Annotated in this window: 24 protein-coding genes; 8 read left to right on the forward strand and 16 right to left on the reverse strand. The window is 66.8% G+C overall.

What is annotated here, in order from left to right; all coding sequences use genetic code 11:
• Positions 1 to 85: 85 nt before the first annotated feature.
• The 9 genes from VHA82_RS21595 to scpA all read right to left on the reverse strand — a co-directional run bounded on the left by VHA82_RS21595 (position 86) and on the right by scpA (position 9917).
• Positions 86 to 817, reverse strand: coding sequence for a zinc ribbon domain-containing protein (locus VHA82_RS21595; protein ID WP_325547235.1), 732 nt, complete (start codon positions 815 to 817; stop codon positions 86 to 88).
• Positions 818 to 853: 36 nt separating this feature from the next.
• Complete coding sequence (locus VHA82_RS21600; protein WP_325547236.1) at positions 854 to 1336, reverse strand: VOC family protein; 483 nt, start codon at positions 1334 to 1336, stop codon at positions 854 to 856.
• Positions 1333 to 3381 (reverse strand): acetyl/propionyl/methylcrotonyl-CoA carboxylase subunit alpha, encoded by a 2049-nt coding sequence (locus tag VHA82_RS21605; RefSeq protein WP_325547237.1) that lies wholly within the window; start codon positions 3379 to 3381, stop codon positions 1333 to 1335. Before VHA82_RS21605 ends, VHA82_RS21600 begins: the two co-directional genes overlap by 4 nt.
• Before the next feature lie 120 nt (positions 3382 to 3501).
• The gene (locus VHA82_RS21610) at positions 3502 to 5034 is read right to left on the reverse strand and encodes an acyl-CoA carboxylase subunit beta (RefSeq protein ID WP_325547238.1); all 1533 of its coding nucleotides are present in this window, start codon (positions 5032 to 5034) and stop codon (positions 3502 to 3504) included.
• Positions 5035 to 5036: 2 nt separating this feature from the next.
• Positions 5037 to 6029 (reverse strand): methylmalonyl Co-A mutase-associated GTPase MeaB, encoded by a 993-nt coding sequence (meaB, locus tag VHA82_RS21615; RefSeq protein ID WP_325547239.1) that lies wholly within the window; start codon positions 6027 to 6029, stop codon positions 5037 to 5039.
• Positions 6026 to 6445 (reverse strand): PIN domain-containing protein, encoded by a 420-nt coding sequence (locus VHA82_RS21620; protein ID WP_325547240.1) that lies wholly within the window; start codon positions 6443 to 6445, stop codon positions 6026 to 6028. The genes meaB and VHA82_RS21620 overlap by 4 nt, the downstream gene beginning before the upstream one ends.
• Positions 6442 to 6738, reverse strand: a complete 297-nt coding sequence (locus VHA82_RS21625) for a hypothetical protein (RefSeq protein ID WP_325547241.1) — start codon at positions 6736 to 6738, stop codon at positions 6442 to 6444. The genes VHA82_RS21620 and VHA82_RS21625 overlap by 4 nt, the downstream gene beginning before the upstream one ends.
• A 29-nt stretch (positions 6739 to 6767) precedes the next feature.
• Positions 6768 to 7499: an SGNH/GDSL hydrolase family protein gene (locus tag VHA82_RS21630; RefSeq protein ID WP_325547242.1), complete on the reverse strand. Its 732-nt coding sequence runs from the start codon at positions 7497 to 7499 to the stop codon at positions 6768 to 6770.
• Positions 7500 to 7727: 228 nt separating this feature from the next.
• Entirely contained in the window at positions 7728 to 9917 is a 2190-nt protein-coding gene (scpA, locus tag VHA82_RS21635; protein WP_325547243.1) for a methylmalonyl-CoA mutase, read from the reverse strand.
• A 64-nt stretch (positions 9918 to 9981) separates the two neighbouring features.
• Between scpA and VHA82_RS21640 the strand changes: the two genes are divergently transcribed.
• The 4 genes from VHA82_RS21640 to VHA82_RS21655 all read left to right on the forward strand — a co-directional run bounded on the left by VHA82_RS21640 (position 9982) and on the right by VHA82_RS21655 (position 13076).
• Positions 9982 to 10653: a GntR family transcriptional regulator gene (locus VHA82_RS21640; protein WP_325547244.1), complete on the forward strand. Its 672-nt coding sequence runs from the start codon at positions 9982 to 9984 to the stop codon at positions 10651 to 10653.
• Positions 10654 to 10909: 256 nt separating this feature from the next.
• The gene (locus VHA82_RS21645) at positions 10910 to 12079 is read left to right on the forward strand and encodes a hypothetical protein (RefSeq protein ID WP_325547245.1); all 1170 of its coding nucleotides are present in this window, start codon (positions 10910 to 10912) and stop codon (positions 12077 to 12079) included.
• A 94-nt stretch (positions 12080 to 12173) separates the two neighbouring features.
• Positions 12174 to 12746 (forward strand): UbiX family flavin prenyltransferase, encoded by a 573-nt coding sequence (locus VHA82_RS21650; RefSeq protein WP_325547246.1) that lies wholly within the window; start codon positions 12174 to 12176, stop codon positions 12744 to 12746.
• Positions 12747 to 12776: 30 nt separating this feature from the next.
• On the forward strand, positions 12777 to 13076 hold the full coding sequence (locus VHA82_RS21655) for an acylphosphatase (protein ID WP_325547247.1): 300 nt from the start codon (positions 12777 to 12779) through the stop codon (positions 13074 to 13076).
• A gap of 3 nt (positions 13077 to 13079) precedes the next feature.
• Here the strand turns inward: VHA82_RS21655 and VHA82_RS21660 are convergent, their stop codons facing one another.
• From VHA82_RS21660 to dusA, 6 genes are all read right to left on the reverse strand, one after another.
• The gene (locus tag VHA82_RS21660; protein ID WP_325547248.1) at positions 13080 to 14255 is read right to left on the reverse strand and encodes an acyl-CoA dehydrogenase; all 1176 of its coding nucleotides are present in this window, start codon (positions 14253 to 14255) and stop codon (positions 13080 to 13082) included.
• A 52-nt stretch (positions 14256 to 14307) separates the two neighbouring features.
• The gene (locus tag VHA82_RS21665) at positions 14308 to 14703 is read right to left on the reverse strand and encodes a RidA family protein (RefSeq protein ID WP_325547249.1); all 396 of its coding nucleotides are present in this window, start codon (positions 14701 to 14703) and stop codon (positions 14308 to 14310) included.
• Positions 14703 to 15839 (reverse strand): acyl-CoA dehydrogenase family protein, encoded by a 1137-nt coding sequence (locus VHA82_RS21670; RefSeq protein ID WP_325547250.1) that lies wholly within the window; start codon positions 15837 to 15839, stop codon positions 14703 to 14705. Before VHA82_RS21670 ends, VHA82_RS21665 begins: the two co-directional genes overlap by 1 nt.
• Before the next feature lies 1 nt (position 15840).
• Entirely contained in the window at positions 15841 to 16701 is an 861-nt protein-coding gene (locus VHA82_RS21675) for an enoyl-CoA hydratase family protein (protein WP_325547251.1), read from the reverse strand.
• A gap of 75 nt (positions 16702 to 16776) precedes the next feature.
• Positions 16777 to 19101, reverse strand: a complete 2325-nt coding sequence (locus VHA82_RS21680) for a bifunctional salicylyl-CoA 5-hydroxylase/oxidoreductase (RefSeq protein ID WP_325547252.1) — start codon at positions 19099 to 19101, stop codon at positions 16777 to 16779.
• 104 nt (positions 19102 to 19205) lie between these two features.
• Positions 19206 to 20213, reverse strand: coding sequence for a tRNA dihydrouridine(20/20a) synthase DusA (gene dusA / locus VHA82_RS21685; protein WP_325547253.1), 1008 nt, complete (start codon positions 20211 to 20213; stop codon positions 19206 to 19208).
• Positions 20214 to 20286: 73 nt separating this feature from the next.
• Between dusA and VHA82_RS21690 the strand changes: the two genes are divergently transcribed.
• The 4 genes from VHA82_RS21690 (at position 20287) to VHA82_RS21705 (ending at position 23239) form a co-directional block, all read left to right on the forward strand.
• Positions 20287 to 20493, forward strand: a complete 207-nt coding sequence (locus tag VHA82_RS21690; RefSeq protein ID WP_325547254.1) for a type II toxin-antitoxin system VapB family antitoxin — start codon at positions 20287 to 20289, stop codon at positions 20491 to 20493.
• Positions 20490 to 20867: a type II toxin-antitoxin system VapC family toxin gene (locus tag VHA82_RS21695; protein ID WP_325547255.1), complete on the forward strand. Its 378-nt coding sequence runs from the start codon at positions 20490 to 20492 to the stop codon at positions 20865 to 20867. The genes VHA82_RS21690 and VHA82_RS21695 overlap by 4 nt, the downstream gene beginning before the upstream one ends.
• A gap of 317 nt (positions 20868 to 21184) precedes the next feature.
• On the forward strand, positions 21185 to 22648 hold the full coding sequence (locus VHA82_RS21700) for a DUF5621 domain-containing protein (protein ID WP_325547256.1): 1464 nt from the start codon (positions 21185 to 21187) through the stop codon (positions 22646 to 22648).
• Between the two features lie 183 nt (positions 22649 to 22831).
• Positions 22832 to 23239: an RNA-binding protein gene (locus VHA82_RS21705; protein WP_325547257.1), complete on the forward strand. Its 408-nt coding sequence runs from the start codon at positions 22832 to 22834 to the stop codon at positions 23237 to 23239.
• A gap of 1 nt (position 23240) precedes the next feature.
• On the opposite strand, the gene phbB is transcribed toward VHA82_RS21705, so the two are convergent.
• A complete protein-coding gene (gene phbB, locus VHA82_RS21710; protein ID WP_325547258.1) occupies positions 23241 to 23978 on the reverse strand; it encodes an acetoacetyl-CoA reductase in 738 nt (245 codons plus the stop codon).
• Between the last annotated feature and the right edge of the window lie 38 nt (positions 23979 to 24016).

Raw genomic sequence — 24016 nt, forward strand, 5'->3', positions numbered from 1 at the left:
CGCACGTCGGTCCGTCTGGCATTCTCGCCGAGAAGGCGAGACCTTGGACATGGGTGTTACGAGCCGCGCGCCCGCACAACAGGCGTCATTGAGCGGGAGGCGAGGCCCGCGCGCGCAGCGCCTTGCAGTACGCCGTCGACTCGTTTTCCGGCTTGATGCACTCGCGAGTCTCGCACACGGCCTTGGCGATGAAATTTGCCGCGGTGCGGCACATCTGCTCGGGCCCGATTCGCGCGGTCTGTATCGGCGCCGAGGTGGCCGGAGGCGGCGGCGGTGGAGGCGGCAGCACCCGCGCCGATTCCGCGGCCTCTTCGGCTCGGCGCCGCTCGCGCGCTTCCTGCGCGGCGCGCTCCGAAGCCTGCCGCCTGGCCTGCGAGGCGCGCGCGGCACGCGCGACGGCGGCCTCGCGCGGATCGAGGAGCCGCGTCACGCGGGCAGGCAGCGTCGGCGCGGCCGCGGCGAACGGGGCGGCGCCATCCTGGCGCTTGCGCGCGAGCGAAGCCTCCTGCTCCGCGTCGATGAGCGCCTGCTCGACGTCTTCGGCGCGCTTGCGAACGACTTTCAGCTCCGCCTGCATCCGCGCCTCGGCCGCACGCCGCTCGTCGATTTCATGTTGCAGCCGCACCTCACGCAGGGCGTACACGCCCGCGGCGGCGGCCATGACGAGAACGGCCGCGCCGCCGAGCAGAAGGCTCGGGCGCGACGTTCGCCGCGCCGGCGCGGGCGCGGGCTCGCCGTCGGGCGTCTGCGCGGCGCCGCAGCTCGGGCAGAACTTCGCCGTGGGCGCGACTTCAGCGCCGCAGCTCGGGCAGAACATGGATAGCGACCACCTCCGAAACCGGAGGTTACAGCTTCATCGCATTCGTGCGAAGGCTTCGATCACCTCGGCAGGCGCCTGGACCAGCTCGATCAGCACGCCTTCACCCCCGATGGGGGATGCTTCGTTGCCTTTTGGATGAATGAAGCAGATGTCGAAGCCGGCCGCACCGCGCCGGATGCCGCCCGGCGCGAAGCGCACGCCCTGCGCCGTGAGCCACTCGACCGCCCTGGGCAGATCGTCGATCCAGAGGCCCACGTGGTTGAGCGGCGTCGTGTGGACCGCGGGCTTCTTCTGCGCGTCCAGAGGCTGCATCAGATCCACCTCGACACGGAACGGACCCGCGCCGAGCGCGCAGATGTCCTCGTCGACATTTTCGCGCTCGCTCCTGAAAGTGCCCGTCACCTCGAGGCCGAACAGGTCGACCCAGAGGATGCGAAGGCGTGCCTTGTCCTCGCCGCCGATGGCGATCTGCTGGATCCCCAGCACGCGAAACGGCTTCGATGGCCTCTCCGTCATGCGAACTCCAGGATCGGTTGATCGACCGCCAGCGATTCGCCCTTGCCCGCCAGCACCTTGTCCACCACGCCGTCGGCCACGGCGAACAGCACGTTTTCCATCTTCATCGCCTCGATCACGGCGAGGCGCTCCCCGGCCTGAACCTTCTGCCCCGGCTGCACGGCGATGTCCACCAGCAGCCCCGGCATCGGCGACAGCAGGAAGCGGCTCATGTCCGGCGGCGGCTTGTGCGGCATGAGCGCATGCAGCTCGGCCGCACGCGGGGTGAGCACGAGCGCGTCGAGCCGCGCGCCCCGATGCGAGATGCGCGTGACGAGCGGGTTCTTGCCCGGGCCGCGCTCGATCTGCGCCATGAACGCCCGCCCGCCGACGCTGCCGCGGATGCGCGCGCCGCCCAGGTGCCAGTTGCTGCAGATTTCGTAGCGCTTGCCGCCGGTTTCGACGACGCTCGAGCCCGATCGCGCCTGATAGTCCGTCACGCGCGCGGGCTGCCGCACGTGCTCGCCCCCCGGCGAAAGCCGAACGACGACGAAGTCCTCTCCCACCTTGAATTCGTGTCCCGGGAGCTGCCCGCTGATGCCCGCCGAGCGCTGCAGCACCTTGCGGTTCGCATACGCCGCGAGCGCGACGAGGAAGTCCGGATCGTCGTGCGGCACGTCTTCGGCGCGGAAGCCCTGGGCATAGTGCTCGGCGATGAAGCCGGTATTGAAGTCGCCCGCGACGAACTTCGGGTGGGCGAGCAGCGCGGCCTGGAACGGGATGTTGGTCGAGATGCCGCGGATCACGAAACCGTCGAGCGCCTCGCGCATCCTTTCGATCGCCTCGTTGCGGTCCGCGCCGTGGACGATCAGCTTGGCGATCATCGAGTCGTAGTACATCGGGATCTCGCCGCCTTCGGCGACGCCCGTGTCCACGCGCACGCCCGCCTCACTCCCAACCTCCCCCGCGAACATCGTCTGCCTGGGCGTCTGGAATCGCACGAGCCTTCCCGTGGAAGGCAGGAAGCTGCGAAACGGGTCTTCCGCGTTGATGCGGCATTCGATCGCCCAGCCGTTGCGCTTCACGTCCGCCTGCGCGAAGGGAAGCTTCTCGCCGGCCGCCACGCGGATCATGAGCTCCACCAGGTCGAGCCCGGTGATGCACTCCGTGACGGGGTGCTCCACCTGCAGGCGCGTGTTCATCTCGAGGAAGTAGAACGACTGGTCCTTGCCCACCACGAACTCGACCGTGCCCGCGCTCTCGTACTTCACCGCTTTCGCGAGCGCCACGGCCTGCTCGCCCATCGCGCGGCGAGTCGCGTCGCTGATGAAGGGCGACGGAGCCTCCTCGATCACCTTCTGGTGCCTGCGCTGGATGGAGCATTCGCGCTCGTTCAGATACACGACGTTGCCGTGCGCGTCGCCCAGCACCTGGATTTCGATGTGGCGCGGCTCTTCGACGAATTTCTCGATGAAGACGCGGTCGTCGCCGAAGCTGTTGCGCGCTTCGTTGCGGCACGACGTGAAGCCCTCGAAGGCCTCCTTGTCGTTGTACGCCACGCGCAGGCCCTTGCCGCCGCCGCCCGCGCTCGCCTTGATCATCACGGGGTAGCCGATGTCCTTCGCGATCGACACCGCGCGCTCGGCCGATTCGATCGCGTCGTTCCAGCCGGGAATCGTGTTCACGCGCGCTTCGTTGGCGAGCTTCTTGGAGGCGATCTTGTCGCCCATCGCCGCGATCGAATGGTGCTTCGGCCCGATGAAGGTGATGCCTTCTTCCTCCACGCGGCGCGCGAAGTCCTCGTTTTCCGAGAGGAAGCCATACCCCGGATGCACGGCCTGGGCGCCGGTCTGCTTGCACGCGGCGATGATCTTGTCCGCGACGAGATAGCTCTCGCGGCTCGGCGCCGGCCCGATGAAGACGGCTTCGTCGGCGAGCTCGACGTGGCGCGCATCGCGGTCCGCGTCGGAATACACGGCAACGGTCCTGATGCCCATCCGGCGCGCGGTGACGATGACGCGGCAGGCGATTTCGCCGCGGTTGGCGATGAGGATCTTTTCGAACATTCACTCTTCTCCTTTTCCGTCATTCCCGCGAAGGCGGCAATCCAGCGCCATTCAAGGCGGCCGGGACGCCCCGGACCCCCGCCTTCGCGGGGATGAGGCGCATGTTGTCCTTGCGCGATCTCACAACGGGATGTTCCCGTGCTTGCGCCACGGGTTCTCGATCTTCTTGCCCCGCAGCATCACGAGCGAGCGGCAGATGCGCCGCCTCGTTTCGTGCGGCAGGATCACGTCGTCGATGAAGCCGCGCGCGCCCGCGATGAACGGATTGGCAAAGCGCGCCTTGTATTCGGCCTCGCGCTGCGCGAGCTTCGCGGGATCGTTCTTGTCCTCGCGAAAGATGATCTCCACCGCGCCCTTCGCGCCCATCACCGCGATCTCCGCATTCGGCCAGGCGAAGTTCACGTCGCCTCTCAGATGCTTGGAGCTCATCACGTCATAGGCGCCCCCATACGCCTTGCGCGTGATCACGGTGATCTTCGGCACCGTGCATTCGGCGTACGCGTAAAGCAGCTTCGCGCCGTGCTTGATGATGCCGCCGTACTCCTGGCTCGTGCCCGGCATGAAGCCCGGGACATCGACGAAGGTGATCACCGGAATGTTGAAGGCGTCGCAGAAGCGCACGAACCGCGCCGCCTTGATCGAGCTCTTGATGTCCAGGCACCCCGCGAGCACGAGCGGCTGGTTGGCGACGATGCCCACCGTCTGGCCTTCCATGCGGGCAAAGCCCACGACGATGTTCTTCGCGTAGTCGGGCTGCAGCTCGAAGAAGTCGCCGTCGTCGACCGTCTTGGCGATCAGCTCCTTCATGTCGTAGGGCTTGTTCGGATTGTCCGGCACGAGCGTGTCGAGGGAATGATCCATGCGCTCGGCCGGATCGTTGCTCGGCCGCACGGGCGGCTTTTCCCGGTTGTTCAGGGGCAGGTAGCTGTAGAGGCGCCGCAGCATGAGAAGCGCCTCGACGTCGTTCTCGAAAGCGAGGTCGGCCACGCCGCTCTTGCTCGTGTGCGTGACGGCGCCGCCCAGCTCCTCGGCGGTCACTTCCTCGTGCGTCACCGTCTTCACGACCTCGGGGCCCGTCACGAACATGTACGAGCTGTCCTTCACCATGAAGATGAAGTCGGTCATCGCGGGCGAATAGACGGCGCCGCCCGCGCACGGGCCCATGATCATGCTGATCTGCGGCACCACGCCGGAGGCCATCACGTTGCGCTGGAACACGTCGGCGTAGCCGCCGAGCGAAGCCACGCCTTCCTGGATGCGCGCGCCGCCCGAATCGTTCAGGCCGATCACCGGCGCGCCGATCTTCATCGCCTGGTCCATGACCTTGCAGATCTTCTCGGCATGCGCTTCCGAAAGCGCCCCGCCGAACACGGTGAAGTCCTGGCTGAAGACGAAGGCCATGCGGCCGTTGATCGTCCCGTAGCCCGTGACCACGCCGTCGCCCGGCACCTTGTTCGATTCCATTGCAAAGTCGGTGCAGCGGTGTTCGACGAACATGTCCCACTCTTCGAACGTGCCCTCGTCCAGCAGCAGCTCGATGCGCTCGCGCGCGGTGAGCTTGCCCTTGGCGTGCTGCGCGTCGATGCGCTTTTTCCCACCGCCCAGACGCGCCGCGGCGCGCTTCTTTTCCAGTTGCTCGAGGATGTCGTGCATCTCTAGTTCTCCATGTGTCCTGCCTGCAGCAGCCGCCGCGCCGCCGTCGACGGGGCGAGCCGGCCTTCCTGCACTTCCTTCACGATGTCCGGCAGCATGCGCTTCACCTCGGGATGCTGCCGAAACGCGTTCTTCAAGCCGCTTTCGATGCGTTCCCACATCCAGCCGAGCGCCTGATGCTGCCGTCGCGCCGCGAAGCGCCCGTCCCGGGCCTGTGCCTCGCGAAACTCCAGCACCGTCTTCCAGAATGCTTCGACGCCGGTTGCGCGCAACGCGCTCAGCTGCAGCACCTTCGGGTGCCAGCCGCGTTCCCGGCCGTGCTGCGTGAGGATGCGCAGCGCGCTCGTGATGTGCGCCTGCGCGCGCGTCGCGGCATCGCCGTCGATGTCGGCCTTGTTGATCACGACGAGGTCCGCGAGCTCCATCACGCCCTTCTTGATCGCCTGCAGGTCGTCGCCCGCGTTGGGCAGCTGCATCAGCACGAACATGTCCGTCATGCCCGCGACCGCGGTCTCGCTCTGGCCGACGCCCACCGTCTCGACGATGACGACGTCGTAGCCCGCGGCTTCGCACACGAGCATCGCCTCGCGCGTCTTCTCGGCCACCCCGCCGAGCGTGCCGCCGGACGGGCTCGGCCGGATGTACGCCGCATCGTTCACCGAAAGCTGCTCCATGCGCGTCTTGTCGCCGAGGATCGAGCCGCCCGAAACGCTCGACGACGGATCGACGGCGAGCACCGCGACACGGTGGCCTTGCGCGATGAGAAAGAGGCCGAGCGCTTCGATGAACGTGCTCTTGCCCACGCCCGGCACGCCGCTCACGCCGAGGCGAAACGACTTGCCGCTGTACGGCAGAAGTTCGGTGAGCAGTTCGTCCGCCTGCGCGCGATGGTCGGCCCGCGACGACTCCAGGAGCGTGATGGCCTTGGCGACCGCGCGACGCCGCGCGGTGGGCGCGCCGCGCAAGACGGACTCGGCAAGCGGGTGCGCGGTCAATGAAGCACCTCGAAGCTCGTGCCATCGGGCAGCCGGTAGCGCAGGAAGTCGCGCCTGTCCTCGGTGAAGATGCGCGACGTGCGCAGCTCGATGGCCAGCCAGACGAGCGACGCGTCGGCAAGGTCCATGAGCGTCTTGCCGCGCTCCGTGTAGCGCTTCATCCAGGCGAGCAGTTCACCCAGATCGGCGACTTCCATGTTGCGGACCAGGGCGCCGCCGCGATGCAGCCAGTAAAGCAAGGCCATGTGGTTGCGCGGCGAAAGGAGGTAGCTCGCTTCCGTGACACAGGGCCAGCTCGTCACGAGGCTGAAGGCGCTCCCGTGCCGCGAGAGCTTGTCCGCATAGTGCGCGTGGCTCTCCTCGGCGTCGTCGAAAAGCGCCACCATCACGCTCGCGTCGAGCAGCACGAAACTCACGAACGCGCACCCTTTTTCTTTTGAGCGACGACCTTGCGCACCAGGGCCTTCACGTTGGACGCCTTGCGGGTCCTCACCTTCGCTTTGGCCGGGTCGGGCAGCTTGTATTCGGCGCGGGCTTCGCTCAGCAGCATGGCGGGTGTCGGTGCGTCCAGCTTCTGTGCCAGCAGATCCTGGACGAAGCGCGAGCGGGTGGTTCCGAGGCGAGCCACCTCGCGATCGAGCTTGAGTTCGAGCTCGTGGTTCAGGCGAATGGAAAGGGTCGACATGGCGGTCTGTGCAAGCTTTGTCATACTGTCACACAGTATACAGAACTCCATGCTCAGCGATGAAACGAGTCCGCGCGGGCTTGCGCGATCGATGCCGCGAGCCGGGCGGCCCACGCGGGGTAGAGGCTCGGCCCCGGGTGGAACCCATCGCTTGCGAGCAAAGCCGGATCCGCCGCCCAGCGCAGATCGCAAAACCCGAGCGACTGCGCCTGCGCCCATTGCCGCAGCGCGCCGTCGAGCCAGTCGGCATACCGCCCGAGATACCAGCGCAGCGGCTGGGGCACGACGGTGAGGAGACCCATGGGCGGCAGGCCGCACACCACGGCCCAGCGGGCGCCCGTGCGCGCCTGCAGATCGCTCCAGAGGCCCGCGACCTCCTTGACATACGCGCTCGCGGACCGCTGCGCCGTCACGTCGTTCACGCCGAGCACGGTCACCACGACGTCCGCGCGCTCGAGCTTCGCATCCGCCACCATTGCGCGTGCCGCGGCGCAATCCACGCCCGACCGCGCGACGAGCTGCCAGCCGACCCCGTGCTGCAGCGTCTCGTGCAACTTGTGCGCAAGCGGCAGCGCGAGCGCCTGGGCCTGGTCGGCCAGGCCCACGCCCGCGGCGGAGGAATCTCCGACGACGAGAATCCGCAGGGCGGGCTGTCCCGTCCCCACGATGCCCTCGCGCGCTCCGGCCGCTTCGGGCAGACGCAACGCGTTGCGGCGCACCCATCGCGCCTGCGGCAGCAGGACCGGACCGAGGGCCAGCTTCGCGGCGAGCAGCCGCGCGGTCATCGAAGCGCGCCTCCGGTCATCCCGCGCCCCGTCCCGTCATTCCGGCGCCCCGTCCCGCAGTCCCCGCGCCCCGTCCCGTCATTCCGGCACCCCGTCCCGTCATCGCCGCACACCATCCCGCCGTCCCCCTCCCGTCATTCCCGCGAAGGCGGGAATCCAGGGCGTCCCGCGAACGCTCCGCCTCCCCGCCTTCGCAGCGACGACCGGTTGATGCGACGACGAAGCAGCTCACGCCGAACCCACCGCCTGCCTGATCTGCTCCAGCACATCCTTCGCACTCGCCGGAATCGGAGTCCCCGGACCATAGATGCCCTTCACGCCCGCGTTGTAGAGGTACTCATAGTCCTGCTGCGGGATCACGCCGCCCACGAACACGATGATGTCGCCGCCGCCTTGCTTCTCGAGCTCGGCGACGATCGCGGGCACCAGCGTCTTGTGGCCCGCCGCGAGCGTGCTGATGCCCACCGCGTGCACGTCGTTCTCGATCGCCTGCCGCGCGCACTCCTCGGGGGTCTGGAACAGCGGACCGATGTCCACATCGAAGCCGAGATCGGCGAACGCCGTCGCCACCACCTTCGCGCCGCGATCGTGCCCGTCCTGCCCGAGCTTCGCGATCATCACGCGCGGCCGCCGGCCTTGCGCTGCCGCGAATTCCGAAATTTCCTGCTTCAGTTTTTCCCAGCCCTCGGCCGAGTCGTAGGCTGCTGCATACACGCCGGTCACCTTCTGCGTATCGGCGCGATGGCGCCCGAACACTTGCTCCAATGCCTCGCTCACTTCACCCACCGTCGCGCGCGCGCGAATCGCGGTGACGGCCAGCGCGAGCAGATTGCCTTCGCCGCTTTTCGCGGCATGCGTGAGCGCGGCGAGCGCTTCGCGAACCTGCACGGCGTCCCGGACGGATCTGATCTTCTTCAGCCGCCCGACCTGCTGCTCGCGCACCCTCACGTTGTCCACCTCGAGGATCTCCACAGGGTCTTCCTGCGCGAGCCGATACTTGTTCACGCCGACGATCACGTCGCGCCCCGCATCGATGCGGGCCTGCTTTTCCGCGGCGGCCGCCTCGATCTTGAGCTTCGCCCAGCCCGAGTCGACGGCGCGCGTCATGCCGCCCATCGCCTCGACCTCCTCGATGATCTTCCACGCGGCATCCGCCATGTCCTGCGTGAGCTTCTCCATCATGTAGCTGCCGCCCCACGGGTCGATCACGTTCGTGATGTGCGTCTCCTCCTGCAGGATGAGCTGGGTATTGCGCGCGATGCGCGCCGAGAACTCGGTAGGCAGCGCGATCGCTTCGTCGAACGAATTCGTGTGCAGCGACTGCGTGCCGCCGAAGACGGCCGCCATCGCCTCGATAGTTGTGCGCACGATGTTGTTGTACGGGTCCTGCTCGGTGAGCGACCAGCCCGAGGTCTGGCAGTGCGTGCGCAGCATGAGGCTCTTGTCCTTCTTCGCGCCGAACCCCTTCATGATGCGGCACCAGAGCAGCCGCGCGGCGCGCATCTTGGCGATCTCGAGATAGAAATTCATCCCGATCGCCCAGAAGAAGGAAAGGCGCCCCGCGAAGTCGTCGACGTCGAGCCCCTTCGCAAGCGCGGTCTTCACGTACTCCTTGCCGTCGGCGAGTGTGAAGGCGAGTTCGAGCGCCTGGTTCGCGCCCGCCTCCTGCATGTGGTAGCCCGAGATCGAGATCGAGTTGAATTTCGGCATGTGCTTTGCCGTGTACTCGATGATGTCCCCCACGATCCGCATCGAAGGCGCGGGCGGGTAGATGTAGGTGTTGCGGACCATGAACTCCTTCAGGATGTCGTTCTGGATGGTCCCCGAAAGCTTCTCCTGCGCGACCCCCTGCTCTTCCGCCGCGACGATGTAGCCCGCGAGCACGGGCAGCACCGCGCCGTTCATGGTCATCGACACGCTCACGCGGTCGAGCGGAATGCCGTCGAAGAGGATCTTCATGTCCTCCACCGTGTCGATCGCCACGCCCGCCTTGCCGACGTCGCCGAGAACGCGCGGATGGTCGCTGTCGTAGCCGCGATGCGTCGCGAGGTCGAAGGCCACGCTCACACCCTGGCCGCCCGCGGCGAGGCCCTTGCGATAGAACGCGTTCGACTCCTCCGCCGTCGAGAAGCCCGCGTACTGGCGGATCGTCCACGGACGCGCCGCGTACATCGTGGCCTGCGGCCCCCGGACGTACGGCTCGAAGCCCGGCAGCGTGTTCGCGTACGGCAGGCCTTGCGCATCCTGCGCCGTGTAGAGCGGCTTCACGGCGATGCCGTCGGGCGTCACCCAGTCGAGCGACTGGACGTCGCCGCCGGGCGCGGACTTCGCGGCCGCCCGGCGCCACGCGTCCAGGTCGGGCTCTGGAAATTCCGCGTTGGGCGGGGCGGTGCGGGTTTCGGGGCGTGGCGCGTTCATCCGGCCATCATATCGCATTCATAATTATTGATAAAGAATCCGGAAGTCCGTAGAATTGCGGACCATGGCTTCCGCCGCCGCGTCCGCTGTCGCTTCCCCCACCGTGTCCGCCCATCTCGCCCCCCGCGCGCTCTACGAGCAGGTGGCCGAACAGTTGCGCCAGCGCATCTTCCAGCGCGAGCTGGAACCCGGCAGCTGGATCGACGAGGTGAAGATCGCGCAGGAATTCGGCATCAGCCGCACGCCGCTGCGGGAAGCCCTGAAGGTGCTGGCCGCCGAGGGCCTGGTGACGATGAAGGTGCGGCGCGGCGCCTACGTGACCGAGGTGTCGGAAAAGGATCTGGCCGACGTCTATCACCTGCTTTCCCTCCTCGAGAGCGACGCGGCCGGCGTCGTCGCCCGCAACGCGACCGACGAGGAGCGCCGCGAACTGCAGCAGATCCACAAGGAACTGGAAGCCGCGCAGAACAATCGCGAGAAGTTCTTCGCGATCAACGAGCGCTTTCACATGCGCCTGCTGCAGATCGCCGGCAACCGGTGGCGAGAGCAGCTCGTTGCCGACCTGCGCAAGGTGATGAAGCTCAACCGGCACAACTCGCTTCTGAAGACGGGGCGCGTGAAGGAGTCGATGCTCGAACACCGCGCGATCATGGAAGCGATCGTGCATCGCGACGCGCGCGGCGCGACGAAGCGCACGCAGGAGCATTTCAGCAACGGGCTCGAAGCGGCCGGCTGATTCGGCCGAGCGGCCCTCGTCGCTGAACTTCGGCTTCCTTTCAGGGAACCGGAATCGTCCGGCCGTTACCAAGCGATGTCCGGGCAAACGACGATTCCGCCCGTCCGAAAGACACAGCATGCGCGTTCGATCCACCTCCCCGCAATCGAGTCCCGAGCCGTCGGCGGCCGCAAGCCGCGCCGACGCGGGATGCTGGGTCCTCTTCTGCCGCGTCCTGACCTGCCCGCGTGCTCGAACTCGCGAACGGCACGAGGGGGTGCTCGGGCTGCTCGAAGCCGAAGGTCGTGCCGGTCCGCCCGATTCGCAATCCGGAACGCAGGCTTGCCCAGAGACACCGGCGAGCCGGCAAGTCCTCGTCGATGCGCCGGACACGGACTCGCAAGACGGGCACGCCCTTTCGCGGTTCACGATGCAGGACCTGATCGTCTTCGACAGGCGGGTGACCCGGGCACTGCCGATCATCGAAGCGGAATTCAAGTGCCTCGACATGCAGTGGCAGTGGATGCGGGAAGCGAACCGGGCGCTTCGATTCGCCGCCCCCGTGGGCGTAGTCGTCGGACTCCTGCTCGTGGAGTGGCGGGCAGGTCAGTGCGCCCTGTCCGCCGCATGCGCCACCGCGCTCGGCGTGGCCGGTGCCGAGGCGAAGTCTCTGCTGAACCAGCGAACACCCGAGGTCCTGCAGCAGCGCGACGCGCGCTCCCTGGCACTGGATCAACTGCCCCTTCGCAGGAACTGGCTCCACGACAGGGTCCTTGCGATCGTGTTCTCTCACGGCAGCGCGGGCACGGTGACAACCGAATGCGCCCGGCAGCTCTCCCACACCCTGCGTGAAGCCAGCGAGAGCCCCTTGCGAGCTCTGGTGAACCCGGCGAGGCATCCCTTGTCCGAGACCGTCCGGAATGGCGGAGATGCCACGCGAGACGTGCTCGACCGCATGCGCGACGGCGTGCGCGCCGTCCTCGCGCTGCCCGACGACCTGATTCCGAAAGCCGAGAAACTCCGGTGGCTGTCGGGGAGTTACGTCTGCGGACACGGTAACGGCTTCCTGGACGAAGAAGGGCCGATCGACGAGGTCACGAAGAAGGCCATTGCCGTCCTGATATCCGAGGTGGCCGGGTCGCCGCACCTGACACTCGACGACAAACGGACGTTCTGCTTCGGCGGGCCCGATCCTGAATCGAGAAGGAATACCGCTACGGCTACATTTGCCGCGGTCGTCCGAGGAATCGACAGCGGTTCGGAACCGGTCCGCAAGCACCTGCTGGAATCGATCGGCGCGAAGTCGCTGAACAGGATCGCGGGAAGACTCGCGCGCTCCGAGCGCGCCCGCGCAAGGCGCTTGCGAAGCATCGCCTCGAAATCGCAACAGGCACCGCGACGGCCGATGACGATTCACATGCCTTCCATGCAACCGGCGGACGACTGACGGTCATCGGAAGCACGGAGATTCGAAGCCTGCTTGACCGGGATCAGTTCGAGACTGCGCTCTCCGGCATAACGTGCGGCCAGGAGAGTGCCCCATGGAACAAGCGACACGTCCCCGCCGCCTCGCGGTGGGCATCACCGGCGCCACCGGCGCCATCTACGGCGAGAAGCTGCTGCGCGCGCTGATGGACGTCGGCGACGTGCAGGTGCATCTCATGGTTTCGCCCTCGGGCTGGCGCACCATCGCGCAGGAGCTGCAGACCTCCGACCGCGAACTGCGCGCGATGGTCGACGTCGTGCACGACTCGGGCAACATCGGCGCGGCGATCGCGAGCGGCGCGTACGCGTGCGACGCGATGATGATCGCGCCCTGCTCGATGCGCACGCTCGGCGCCGTGGCGAACGGCCTGGCAGACAACCTCATCACGCGCACGGCCGACGTCATGCTGAAGGAGCGACGCCCGCTTCTCGTCCTCACGACCGAAGCACCCCTGCACCTCGCGCATCTGCGCAACATGACCGCCGTGACGCAGATGGGCGCGATCGCCTGCCCCGCCACGCCGGCATTCCACGTCAAGCCGAAGAGCATCGGCGAGATCGTGAATCACACGGTCGCGCACATGCTCGACCTGATCGGCATCCAGAAAGCGGCCGTCGAGGAAACCTGATGCGCAATCGGCGTTAGAGTCGCGGATGTCATGGTCGACGACACCTTGCTTCAGACCCGCCTCGTGCGTGTGCGCGGCCGCGTGCAGGGTATCGGCTACCGGGACGCGTGCATCGCGCAGGCCCGCTCACGCAGCATCACGGGGTGGGTGCGCAATCGCATGGACGATTCGGTCGAGGCGCTGCTGCAAGGCACGCCCGCGCAGCTCGACGCCATGTGCGACTGGATGGAAAACGACATGCCCGATGCGCTCGTGGACGGCATGGATGTGACCGAAGTCCGCCCGCCCTTCCCCCACTTCGACTGGTTCGAGGCGCGGCCGACCGAGTGAGGCTCAGAAGGCCGCGATGCCCGTCTGCGCGCGTCCCAGGATCAGCGCATGGATGTCGTGCGTGCCTTCGTACGTGTTCACGACCTCGAGGTTCACGAGGTGCCGCGCGACGCCGAACTCGTCGCTGATGCCGTTGCCGCCCATCATGTCGCGCGCGAGCCGCGCGATGTCCAGCGCCTTGCCGCAGGAGTTGCGCTTCATGATGGAGGTGATCTCGACCGATGCCGTGCCCTCGTCCTTCATGCGGCCGAGGCGCAGGCACCCTTGCAGGCCGAGCGTGATTTCGGTCTGCATGTCCGCGAGCTTCTTCTGCACGAGCTGGTTCGCCGCGAGCGGCTTGCCGAACTGCTTGCGATCGAGCACGTACTGGCGGGCGCGGTGCCAGCAGTCTTCGGCCGCGCCGAGCGCGCCCCAGGCGATGCCGTAACGCGCGGAGTTGAGGCACGTGAAGGGGCCCTTCAGGCCGCGCACTTCGGGGAAGGCGTTTTCCTCGGGGCAGAACACCTCGTCCATCACGACCTCGCCGGTGATGGAGGTGCGAAGGCCCACCTTGCCTTCGATCTTCGGTGCCGTGAGGCCCTTCCAGCCCTTTTCCAGCACGAAGCCGCGAATGGCGCCTTCGTCGTCCTTGGCCCACACCACGAACACGTCCGCGATGGGCGAATTCGTGATCCACATCTTCGAGCCCGTGAGCCTGTAGCCGCCGTCCGTCTTGCGCGCGCGCGTGATCATGCTGCCGGGGTCGCTGCCATGGTTCGGCTCGGTGAGGCCGAAGCAGCCGATCCATTCGCCTCGCGCGAGCTTCGGCAGGTACTTCCGCTTCGTGGCCTCGTTGCCGAATTCGTCGATGGGGACCATGACAAGCGACGACTGCACGCTCATCATCGAGCGGTAGCCGGAATCGACGCGCTCGACCTCGCGCGCGACGAGGCCGTAGCAGACGTAGTTCAGGCCCGCGCCGCCGTACTGCTCGGCAATCGTGGGGCCGAGCAGGCCGAGTTCGCCCATCTCGCGAAAGATCGCGGGATCGGTCTTTTCGTGGCGGAACGATTCGAGCACGCGCGGCGCCAGCTTTTCCTGGCAATAGGCGTGGGCCGCATCGCGCACGGCGCGCTCGTCGTCGGTGATCTGCGACTCGAGCAGCAGGGGGTCGGACCAGTTGAAGGTGGCTTTGGGCATGGCTTTCCTTGGGCGTGCGGCAGGGCAACCGAAGGGCGCCCCGCGAACGCATTCAATCCGGCAGCATGGCAGTCGCTTCGATCTCGACCTTCGCCCGGTCTTCGATCAAGGCCCTCACTTCCACGGCCGTCATGGCAATAGCATAACTGCCAATGACTTCCCGGAAGGCGCGCCCCACATCGGCCGCGGCGGCCAGGTATTCGCGTTTGTCCGTCACGTACCACGTCATCCGCACGATGTGCTCGGGCTTTCCGCCTGCGGCCTTCAGCACCTCGGCAATGTTCGTGAGCGCCTGCCGCGCCTGTGTCGCGAAGTCGTCGCCGGCGAAGCGCTGCTCGGCATCCCAGCCGATCATGCCCGCGACGAACAGCATGCGGCCGCTCGCCACGACGCCGTTCGCATAGCCCTTCGGCCGCAGCCAGTTCGAAGGCTGGATCGTCTCGTGCATCACTTCTCTCCTTTGAGCAGCTCGCGCGCGATGATGAGCTGCTGCACTTCGGTTGCGCCTTCGTAGATGCGCAGCGCACGGATTTCGCGGTAGAGCCGCTCCACGGCGACCCCGCTCACCACGCCCAGCCCGCCGAACATCTGCACGGCCGCGTCGATCACCTGCTGAGCGCCCTCGGTGGCGGCCATCTTCGCCATCGCGGCTTCGCGCGTCACATTGCGTCCCTCGTCACGCTGCCACGCGGCGCGATAGACCAGCAGCGCGGCGCTGTCGATCGTCGTCGCCATCTGCGCGAGCTTCGCCTGCGTGAGCTGGAAGTCGGCAAGCGTCTGGTTGAACATCCTGCGCGTCCTCGCGCGCTCGAGGGCTTCTTCCATCGCCCGGCGCGCGAAGCCGAGCGCGGCCGCGGCAACCGACGTGCGGAACACGTCGAGCGTGCGCATCGCGACCTTGAAGCCCTCGCCCGCCGCGCCGATCCGCTGCGCGAGCGGCACCTTGCAGCCGCTGAACTTCAGCCGCGCGAGCGGATGCGGCGCGATCACTTCGATGCGCTCGGCGATCTCCAACCCCGGCGTGCCGGCATCCACGATGAATGCAGAAATCCCGCGAGCTCCGGGCGCTTCACCCGTGCGGCAGAAGACCACGTAGAAGTCGGCGATGCCGCCGTTGGAAATCCAGGTCTTCTCGCCGTCGAGGATCGCGAAGTCGCCTTCCACACGCGCGGCGCACTGCATCGCCGCGACGTCCGACCCCGCCTGCGGCTCGGACAATGCGAAGGCGGCGATCGCCTCTCCCCGCGCCACGCGAGGCAGATAGCGCTCCTGCTGCGCGGCCGTTCCCTGCAGCGAGATCGCACCGGAGCCGAGCCCTTGCATCGCGAACGCGAAATCCGCGAGCCCGTTGTGACGCGCGAGCGTCTCGCGGATGAGGCAGATCGCACGCGTGTCGATCTTTCCGCTGCCATCCACCGCATGGCGCAGCCAGCCGCCTTGTCCGAGCATCTTCACGAGCTTGCGGCAAGTCGCATCGACATCGCCGCCATGCTCGTCGCGAACGCTGGCGCTCGCCCATGCGTCGAGCTCGCCCGCGAGCTCACGATGCCGCTCTTCGAAGAAGGGCCAGTCGAGGTGGTTCATCTCAGTTGCCCTCGAACTTCGGTTTGCCCTTCGCGACGAAGGCATCGTAGGCGCGCCGGAAGTCCTGGGTCATCATGCAGATCGCCTGCGCCTGCGCTTCCGACTCGATCGCCTGTTCGATCGTCATCGCCCACTCCTGGTGGAGCATCGTCTTCGTGATGCCGTTGGCGAACGTCGGGCCGGATGCGAGGTTGCGCGCGAGCGCATGCGCTTCCTCATCGAGCGCCTCGGGCGACGCGAGCCGATTGAACCAGCCCCAGCGCTCGCCTTCCTCGCCGCTCATCGAGCGGCCCGTGTAGAGCAGCTCGCTCGCACGGCCCTGGCCGACGATGCGCGGCAGCATCGCGCAGGCGCCCATGTCGCAGCCCGCCAGACCTACGCGGTTGAAGAGGAATGCGGTCTTGCTGCGCGCCGTGCCCACCCGCAGGTCCGATGCCATCGCCACGATCGCACCGGCGCCCGCGCAGACGCCGTCGACCGCCGCGACGATCGGTTGCGGGCAGCCGCGCATCGCCTTCACCAGGTCGCCCGTCATGCGCGTGAAGACGAGCAGCTCGGGCGCCTTCAGCTTCAGCAGCGGCCCGATGATCTCGTGCACGTCGCCGCCGGAGCAGAAGTTGCCGCCCGCGCCCTGCACGACCACCGCATGCACGTCGTCTGCGTATCGGAGTTGGAGGAAAAGGTCGCGCAGTTCGGCGTACGACTCGAACGTGAGCGGATTCTTGCGCTCGGGGCGGTCGAGGGTGATGCTGGCTACGCCGGCGGCCACCTTCCAGAGGAAATGCTTCGCTTCGTAGCCTGCGGCCGGCCGGGTGTTACCGGCGACGAGTCCGGGGTCGATGCGGTTGTCTTTTGAGTTCATGAATGTCTCCTGGACTGCGGCGGATGGGCGGTGAGGTGCGCTTCGCTGACCGCCACACGACGAGGGGCGGGCGTGTCACTCTTGCGGCGCTGGGGCTGAAGTCATCGCCTTCTCCCGCTCCAGATTGCGTTCGAGCTGCGTCTTGGCCGAGCGATATTGCTTCGGCCAGCGCAGGTCGTGGTAGCCGATCTTCGCCGCTTCGAGCAGCGTCCACGCCGGGTTGGCCAGATGCGGCCGCGCGATCGCGCACAAGTCGGCGCGGCCTGCCGCGATGATGCTGTTCACGTGGTCGGCTTCGGAAATCGCGCCCACCGCGATGGTCGCGATGCCCGCTTCGTTGCGGATGCGATCGGCAAACGGCGTCTGGTACATGCGGCCGTACACGGGCTTCTGCTTCTTCGACACCTGGCCGGAGGAACAATCGATCATGTCGGCGCCCGCGGCCTTGAACGTCCGGGCGATCCGCACCGCGTCGTCCGGCGTGATGCCGCCTTCGACCCAGTCGTGCGCCGAAATGCGCACCGACATCGGCAGGTGCTCGGGCCACACGGCGCGCATGGCGGCGAACACTTCGAGCGGAAAGCGCAAGCGGTTTTCGAGCGAGCCGCCGAATTCGTCGGTGCGCTGGTTGGTGAGCGGCGAGATGAAGGACGAGAGCAGGTAGCCGTGCGCGCAATGCAGCTCCAGCCAGTCGAAGCCCGCTTCGGCGGCGTAGCGCGTGCTGCGCACAAAGTCGTCCCGCACGCGGTCCATGTCGGCGCGGGTCATGGCGCGAGACACGTCGCTCACACCATCGATGTACTGCTGCGGCGAAGCCGACACGAGCGGCCAGTTGCCCGATTCGAGCGGCAAGTCCTCGCCTTCCCACGGCACGCGTGTCGAACCTTTCGCGCCGGCGTGGCCGAGCTGCATCGCGATCTTCGCGTCCGTGTTCGCGTGAACGAAATCGGCGATGCGCCTGAAAGCGTCGCGCTGTGTCTCGCTCCAGAGGCCGGGGCACCCCGGCGTGATGCGCGCATCGGGCGATGGACAGGTCATCTCCACGACCACCATCCCCGCGCCCCCCATCGCGCGCGAGCCGAGATGCACGAGGTGATAGTCGTCCGGCACGCCCTCCACGCACGAGTATTGCGCCATGGGGGAGACCACGACGCGGTTCTTCAGCGTGACGCCGCGCGCGGTGAAGGGCGTGAACATGGGCGGAATCGGCTGCCGCGCGGGCTCGCGGTGGACGCCGGCGGCCTGCGCGATCCAGTCCTCGTAGCGCTCGACGTATTGCCTGTCGCGCAGGCGCAGGTTTTCGTGGCTGATGCGCTGGCTGCGCGTGAGGAGGGAATACGCGAACTGCTCGGGTGGCAGGTTGACGTAGCGCTCGACGTTCTCGAACCATTCGGTGGAGTTGCGAGCCGCGTTCTGGATGCGAAGCACTTCGACGCTGCGGACGGCTTCGTACTCCTCCAGGGCCCGCGCCAGGTCGCCGGGGTGCCTGCCGATCGAACGCGCGAGCTCGATCGCATCTTCCAGCGCCAGCTTGGTCCCGGAGCCGATCGAGAAGTGCGCCGTGTGCGCCGCATCGCCCATCAGCACGACGGGCGTGCGGCCGTTGTGATGCACCCAGTGCCGGCACACGACGCGCGGGAACTTGATCCACTGGGCCGAGCCCCGCAGGTGCGAAGCGTTGGATATCAGCTTGTGCCCGTCGAGGTATTTCGCGAAGAGGCTCTCGCAAAAAGCGATCGACTCCTCCTTCTCCATCCGGTCCAGCCCCGCCTTCTGCCATGTCTCTTCCGGCGTTTCGACGATGAAGGTGGACGTCTCCGCGTCGAAGCGATAGCAGTGCGCCTGGAACCAGCCGTGGGGCGTTTCCTCGAAGGCGAAGGTGAAGGCGTCGAAGAGCTTGTGCGTGCCGAGCCAGACGAAGCGGCACTTTCGCACGTCGACGTCCGGTTCGTAAGTCGATGCGTACTTGGAGCGAATGCGGCTGTTCAGGCCGTCGCTCGCGATGATCAGGTCCGAGTCCGCGTAGGCCGAGTCGTCCTGCACGTCGCACTCGAAGACGAGTTCCACACCGAGCGCCTCGCAACGCTTTTGCAGGATGTTGAGGAGGCGCTTGCGGCCGATGCCGCAAAAGCCGTGACCGCCGGAGCGGATGCGCGCGCCGCGGATATGGACTTCGATGTCGTCCCAGTGGTTGAACGCGTCGAGGATCTGCCGCGCGCTTTCGGGGTCGGCGAGCTGCAGGTTGCCGAGCGTCTGATCGGAGAACACGACGCCCCAGCCGAATGTGTCGTAAGGACGGTTGCGTTCCACCACCGCGATGCGATGCGACGGGTCCTGCAGCTTCATCAGCAGGGCGAAGTACAGGCCGGCGGGGCCGCCGCCGATGCAGGTGATCTTCATGGGCGCGCTCCTCGCATGGCTGGCCTCGGGCCTTGCTTCAATCGTGATTTGTTTAGGCTTAAACTATTTTAGGCGCGAACGGTGGCGGCCGCAAGCGCCCTGACTCAATCCACAGGCTGCGCGACTCGCATCGCTCGGCGCGCGATGGACATCACTTCGCGCGGCGCGAGCGATTTCAGGCGGTGATCGCTCCAGACCTGCCGCCACTTCCGGGCACCGGCGACGCCGTTGTAGAGGCCCATCATGTGGCGCGCGACGTTGGCCCAAGGCGTGCCGCGACGAGCCGCCTCGCGTTCCATGTACGCCACCACGCCCTCCTCCACCTCTTCGCGGCTGAGGTCGACGGGCGATTCGCTCCAATAGAGCGCGTCCCAGCTCGCGAGCCACCACGGGTGGTGGTAGGCCTCGCGTCCGATCATCACGCCGTCGAGCGTCTCAAGCTGCTCGTGCACCTGCGCATCGCGCGTGACGCCGCCGTTCACGCCGAAGACGAGATGAGGAAAATCGTTCTTGAGACGATGGACGACTTCGTAGCGCAGCGGCGGAACCTCGCGGTTTTCCTTCGGCGAGAGCCCCTTCAGCCAGGCGTTGCGCGCGTGCACGAGGAAGACGCGGCAGCCCGCCTGGGCCACCGTGCCCACGAAATCGCGCACGAACTCGTAGCTTTCCGTGCGGTCGATGCCGATGCGGTGCTTGACCGTGATGGGGATGGCGACCGCATCGGCCATCGCCTTCACGCAGTCGGCGACGAGCCGTGGCTCGGCCATGAGACAGGCCCCGAACGCGCCGCGCTGCACGCGCTCGCTCGGGCAGCCGCAGTTGAGGTTGATCTCGTCGTAGCCCCACTGCTCGCCCAGTCTGGCGCATTGCGCGAGGTCGGCGGGTTCGCTTCCGCCGAGCTGCAGCGCGAGGGGATGCTCGGCCGCATCGAAGGAAAGGTGCCGCGGAACATCGCCGTGCAGCAATGCGCCCGTGGTCACCATCTCGGTGTAGAGGCGCGTGCGGCGGGTGAGGAGACGGTGGAAGTGGCGGCAGTGGCGGTCGGTCCAGTCCATCATCGGTGCGACGCACATCCGCCACGGGGATTCGTCGCAGCCAACGTCTTGATTCATGGAGAGTCGCAATATTCTTCTTGGCGGCTTGATGTCATAATTGATGTGACTCTACATCAATTCAGGAGCTCACGTGCGCACCACGGTCACCATCGAAGACGCGCTTTACGAGAAGGCCCTGGAGCTGGCCGATCCCGGCCTGGAGAAGTCCGAGATCTTCCGCGAAGCCATGAAGACGTACGTGCGTGTGCAGGCATCGAAGCGGCTGGCAGCCTTGGGAGGCGCCGCGCCGCGGATGAAGGGGATTCCGCGTCGCCGCGCCGGCGGTAACGGTCGATGAGCGTACTCGTCGACACCTCGGTGTGGGTCCACCACTTCCGCCGCGCCAACAAGGTGCTGGTCGATCTGGTCGTCGTCGACGAGGCCCTGACGCATCCGATGGTGATCGGGGAGCTTGCCTGCGGAACTCCGCCCTCGCGGGACCGGACTCTCCAGGACATGGCCCTGCTGACTTCGGTGCGCCCCGCGAGCCATGAGGAAGTGCTGCGCTTCGTCGAGACGGAGAAGCTCTACGGCCTCGGGTGCGGCCTCGTGGACATGTCGCTGCTCGCATCGACACTGCTCACACCGGGCGCGAAGCTCTGGACGCTCGACAAGAAGCTCGGAGTACTTTGCGAAAGGTTCGCCATCGCGTTCGCTCCCGCCATTCACTAGAGCCACGCTGAAAAAGGCCACCACGGTTTGGCCGATGCGTTGATCCGAGCATGAAGCAACAGGCTCCAGCGACGGCCGCCGACAAGGCTTCGGGGCGTCCCTTCGTGTGGCGCGCGACCCCAAGCGGCGTGGCTGTTCTTTCGTGGTGACCAGGTGCGGCGGCCGAATCTCGCATCGCCATCCCCAAACACCAACGCCGCCGCGCGGTTCTTCACGGGCGGCGCCACTGCGAGGGCCGGTCCGCGCCCAAGTCATGGAAAACGTGATGGTCTTGACACGCTTCGCCCGTATGATGAGGCGAAACGGAGGGTCCGCCTGTGGCTGTCTTCACGGTTTTCTGCCATGGTACCAATGAGCACCGCGCCAACGGCCACAGCACCGAGCTGGTCCATGCGTTGTCGGCGAAGGCCGCGGGTACCGAATACGACGACTGGCTGATCCTCGACGGGCCGGGCAAGGGCGTGAAGTCCGACACCGTGAACCGCATGGCGGGCACCTTCGACGCCTTCGACCGTAACAAGGGCGCGAAGGGCTCGGCCCCCTCCTGGAGCCGCACCAGCAACCGCATCATGGACGTGTCGAGCTGGGAAACCGGCGGCTCCGCGCCCACGTACAACCCGAGCAACGTGGGCAACGTGGTGAGCGGCATCGGCAACATGTACCAGGGCGGCAAGGCCGGCGTGGGCGCGGGGCTCGTCTCCACCCTCCTCTCGCCCATCGTGGTTCCCGTGGGCACGATCGCCCTGCGCAGCAGCGACACCGCGCGCGGCCTCGTCTACGGCGAAGGCATGGACGACAACATCCGCCACGCCATCGCCGCCATGGCGAACAAATGGACTGATTTCACGGGCCACACGGTGAACATGGTCGGCTGGAGCCGGGGCGCCATCACCTGCATGCGGATGGCCAACTGGATCCAGGAGTTCTTCGGCGGCGGGATGAACGTGAACATCTTCGCCGTGGACCCGGTGGCCGGCGGCGACCTGGGCACGGCGGTGGCCGACACGTACACGATCCCGCAGATCGTGAAGAACTACGTGGCTGTCCTCATGATGGACGACCGGCGCGGCGGCTTCCGCCCGCAGGACATCAACCGCATCCGCGTGGAAAACCGCGACGCGACGAAGCTCGCCCTGCTTCCCTTCCCCGGCTCGCACGACACGCCCGTGAAGCTCGGCAAGGACTCCAACCTGAACGAGGTCCCGGAAATCTGCCGCTACATGTCCTACAAGTTCCTGGCCGGCATGGGCACGCGCTTCACGGAAGCCGAAACGATCTTCAGCGCGATGCAGCTGAGCGAGAAGTACGCGCTCGTGAAGAAGAAACAGAAGGCCTACGGCAAGCTCGGCAAGAAGGGCGTCGGCAAGGCCGCGATGGGCGGCATCATCACGCGCGACGTCGGCAACGAGCTCGACCGCTACATGAGCGAAACGCCGAACTTCTTCGTGAACCAGCACCACGTGGAATGCTTCAAGCTCGGCTTTCCGCAGATCTACCAGATGTTCTTCTCGGCGTCGCCGCCCGTGCCCCCGAGCCGCGGGCGCGCGGCCACGATTTCGGTGGCCGCGAGCTCCGAGATCGGGCGCAACATGCAGGCCCTCTACCAGACCAGCCCGACCTCCTGCGAGGCCCTCATGGAACTGGGCGTGCTGCAGCGCCGGACGACGGGTGTCTTCGGCACGGGCCCGGCCTTCTGGACGGTGAAGCCTGCCGGGCTCTATCGTGGCGACAACGGCGCGATGATCACCGGCCGCACGATGCTGCGCACGCTGATCGGCTGAGCTTGCGCGCGCTTCCCCTCGGGCCTCGCGCATTTCAGCGCGGCATTTGACTTCCGCCGCCGCCCGTTCCATTCTTCGGGCACGGCAGCGTTCCTACATCCGCAACACGCCCGCGCCGACAGACGCAAGCCCGGCCATGGGCGGTAATTCGGCAACAAGGACGAGCCCAGGAAGGAGTTGCGCATGAAAGCTTTCCACATCGAGCCGAACATGGTCACGCTGCGCGGCGTGTTCTACCCCACCGGCCACATGTTCCTCATGTTCCCGAGCGAACAGGACGCGCGCGACGCGGAGAAGATGCTCGAGGACGACGGCTACAGCGGCGAATCGGTGTCGCTCGTCTCGCCCCAGGTGATCCAGGAAGAGATCGCGCGCACGGTCGGCAACGCGGACATACCGCTGCCTTCGGCCGGCACCGAAGCCGACACCGTGCGGCGCTTCGCCGAACTCGCGAGCCAGGGCCACTGGGCCCTCATGATCCACGCGCCCACGGCCGCGGAGACCGACCACATCATGAACGTCCTGAAGCGCGCGCGGATCTCCTACGGCCAGAAGTACAGGCACCTCGTGATCGAGGACCTGGTGGAGTAGGTCAGCCCATGTGCAGCCCACCGTTCACGGAGAAGTCCGCGCCGGTGGAATAACCGCTCTCCTCGCCGGCGAGCCACGAGATGATCGACGCGATCTCGCCCGGCTCGCCGAGACGCTTGACCGGAACGGTCGCGACGATCTTGTCCAGCACGTCCTGGCGGATCGCCTTCACCATGTCGGTGCCGATGTAGCCCGGGCTCACGGTGTTCACGGTGACCCCCTTGGAGGCGAGCTCCTGCGCCAGCGCCATCGTGAAGCCGTGCATGCCGGCCTTGGCGGCCGAATAGTTCGTCTGGCCTGCCTGGCCCTTCTCGCCGTTCACCGAGCTGATGTTGATGATGCGGCCCCAGCCTTTCTCCACCATGTCCGCCACGACCTGCTTGGTCACGTTGAACATGGAGTTGAGGTTGGTGTCGATCACCTGCTTCCAGTCGTCGGGCGTCATCTTGAGGAACATGCGGTCGCGCGTGATGCCCGCGTTGTTCACGAGCACGTCGATCGGGCCGTGCTCGGCTTTCGCCTTGCCGAATGCCGACACGGTGGACTCCCAGTCGCTCACGTTGCCGACCGACGCGTAGAACGTGAAGCCGAGCGCCTTCTGTTCATCGAGCCACTTGTTGAAGTCACGCGTGGGGCCGCAGCCCGCGATGACCTTGAAGCCGTCCTTGTGGAGGCGGTGGCAGATGGCGGTGCCGATGCCGCCCATGCCGCCGGTGACGTATGCAATTTTCTGGCTCATTCGCTGCTCTCCTGTCTCTCTCGCTGGTTCACGGGTTG

Origin of the sequence: Ramlibacter sp. (assembly GCF_035548915.1) — a bacterium.
GTDB lineage: Bacteria > Pseudomonadota > Gammaproteobacteria > Burkholderiales > Burkholderiaceae_C > Ramlibacter.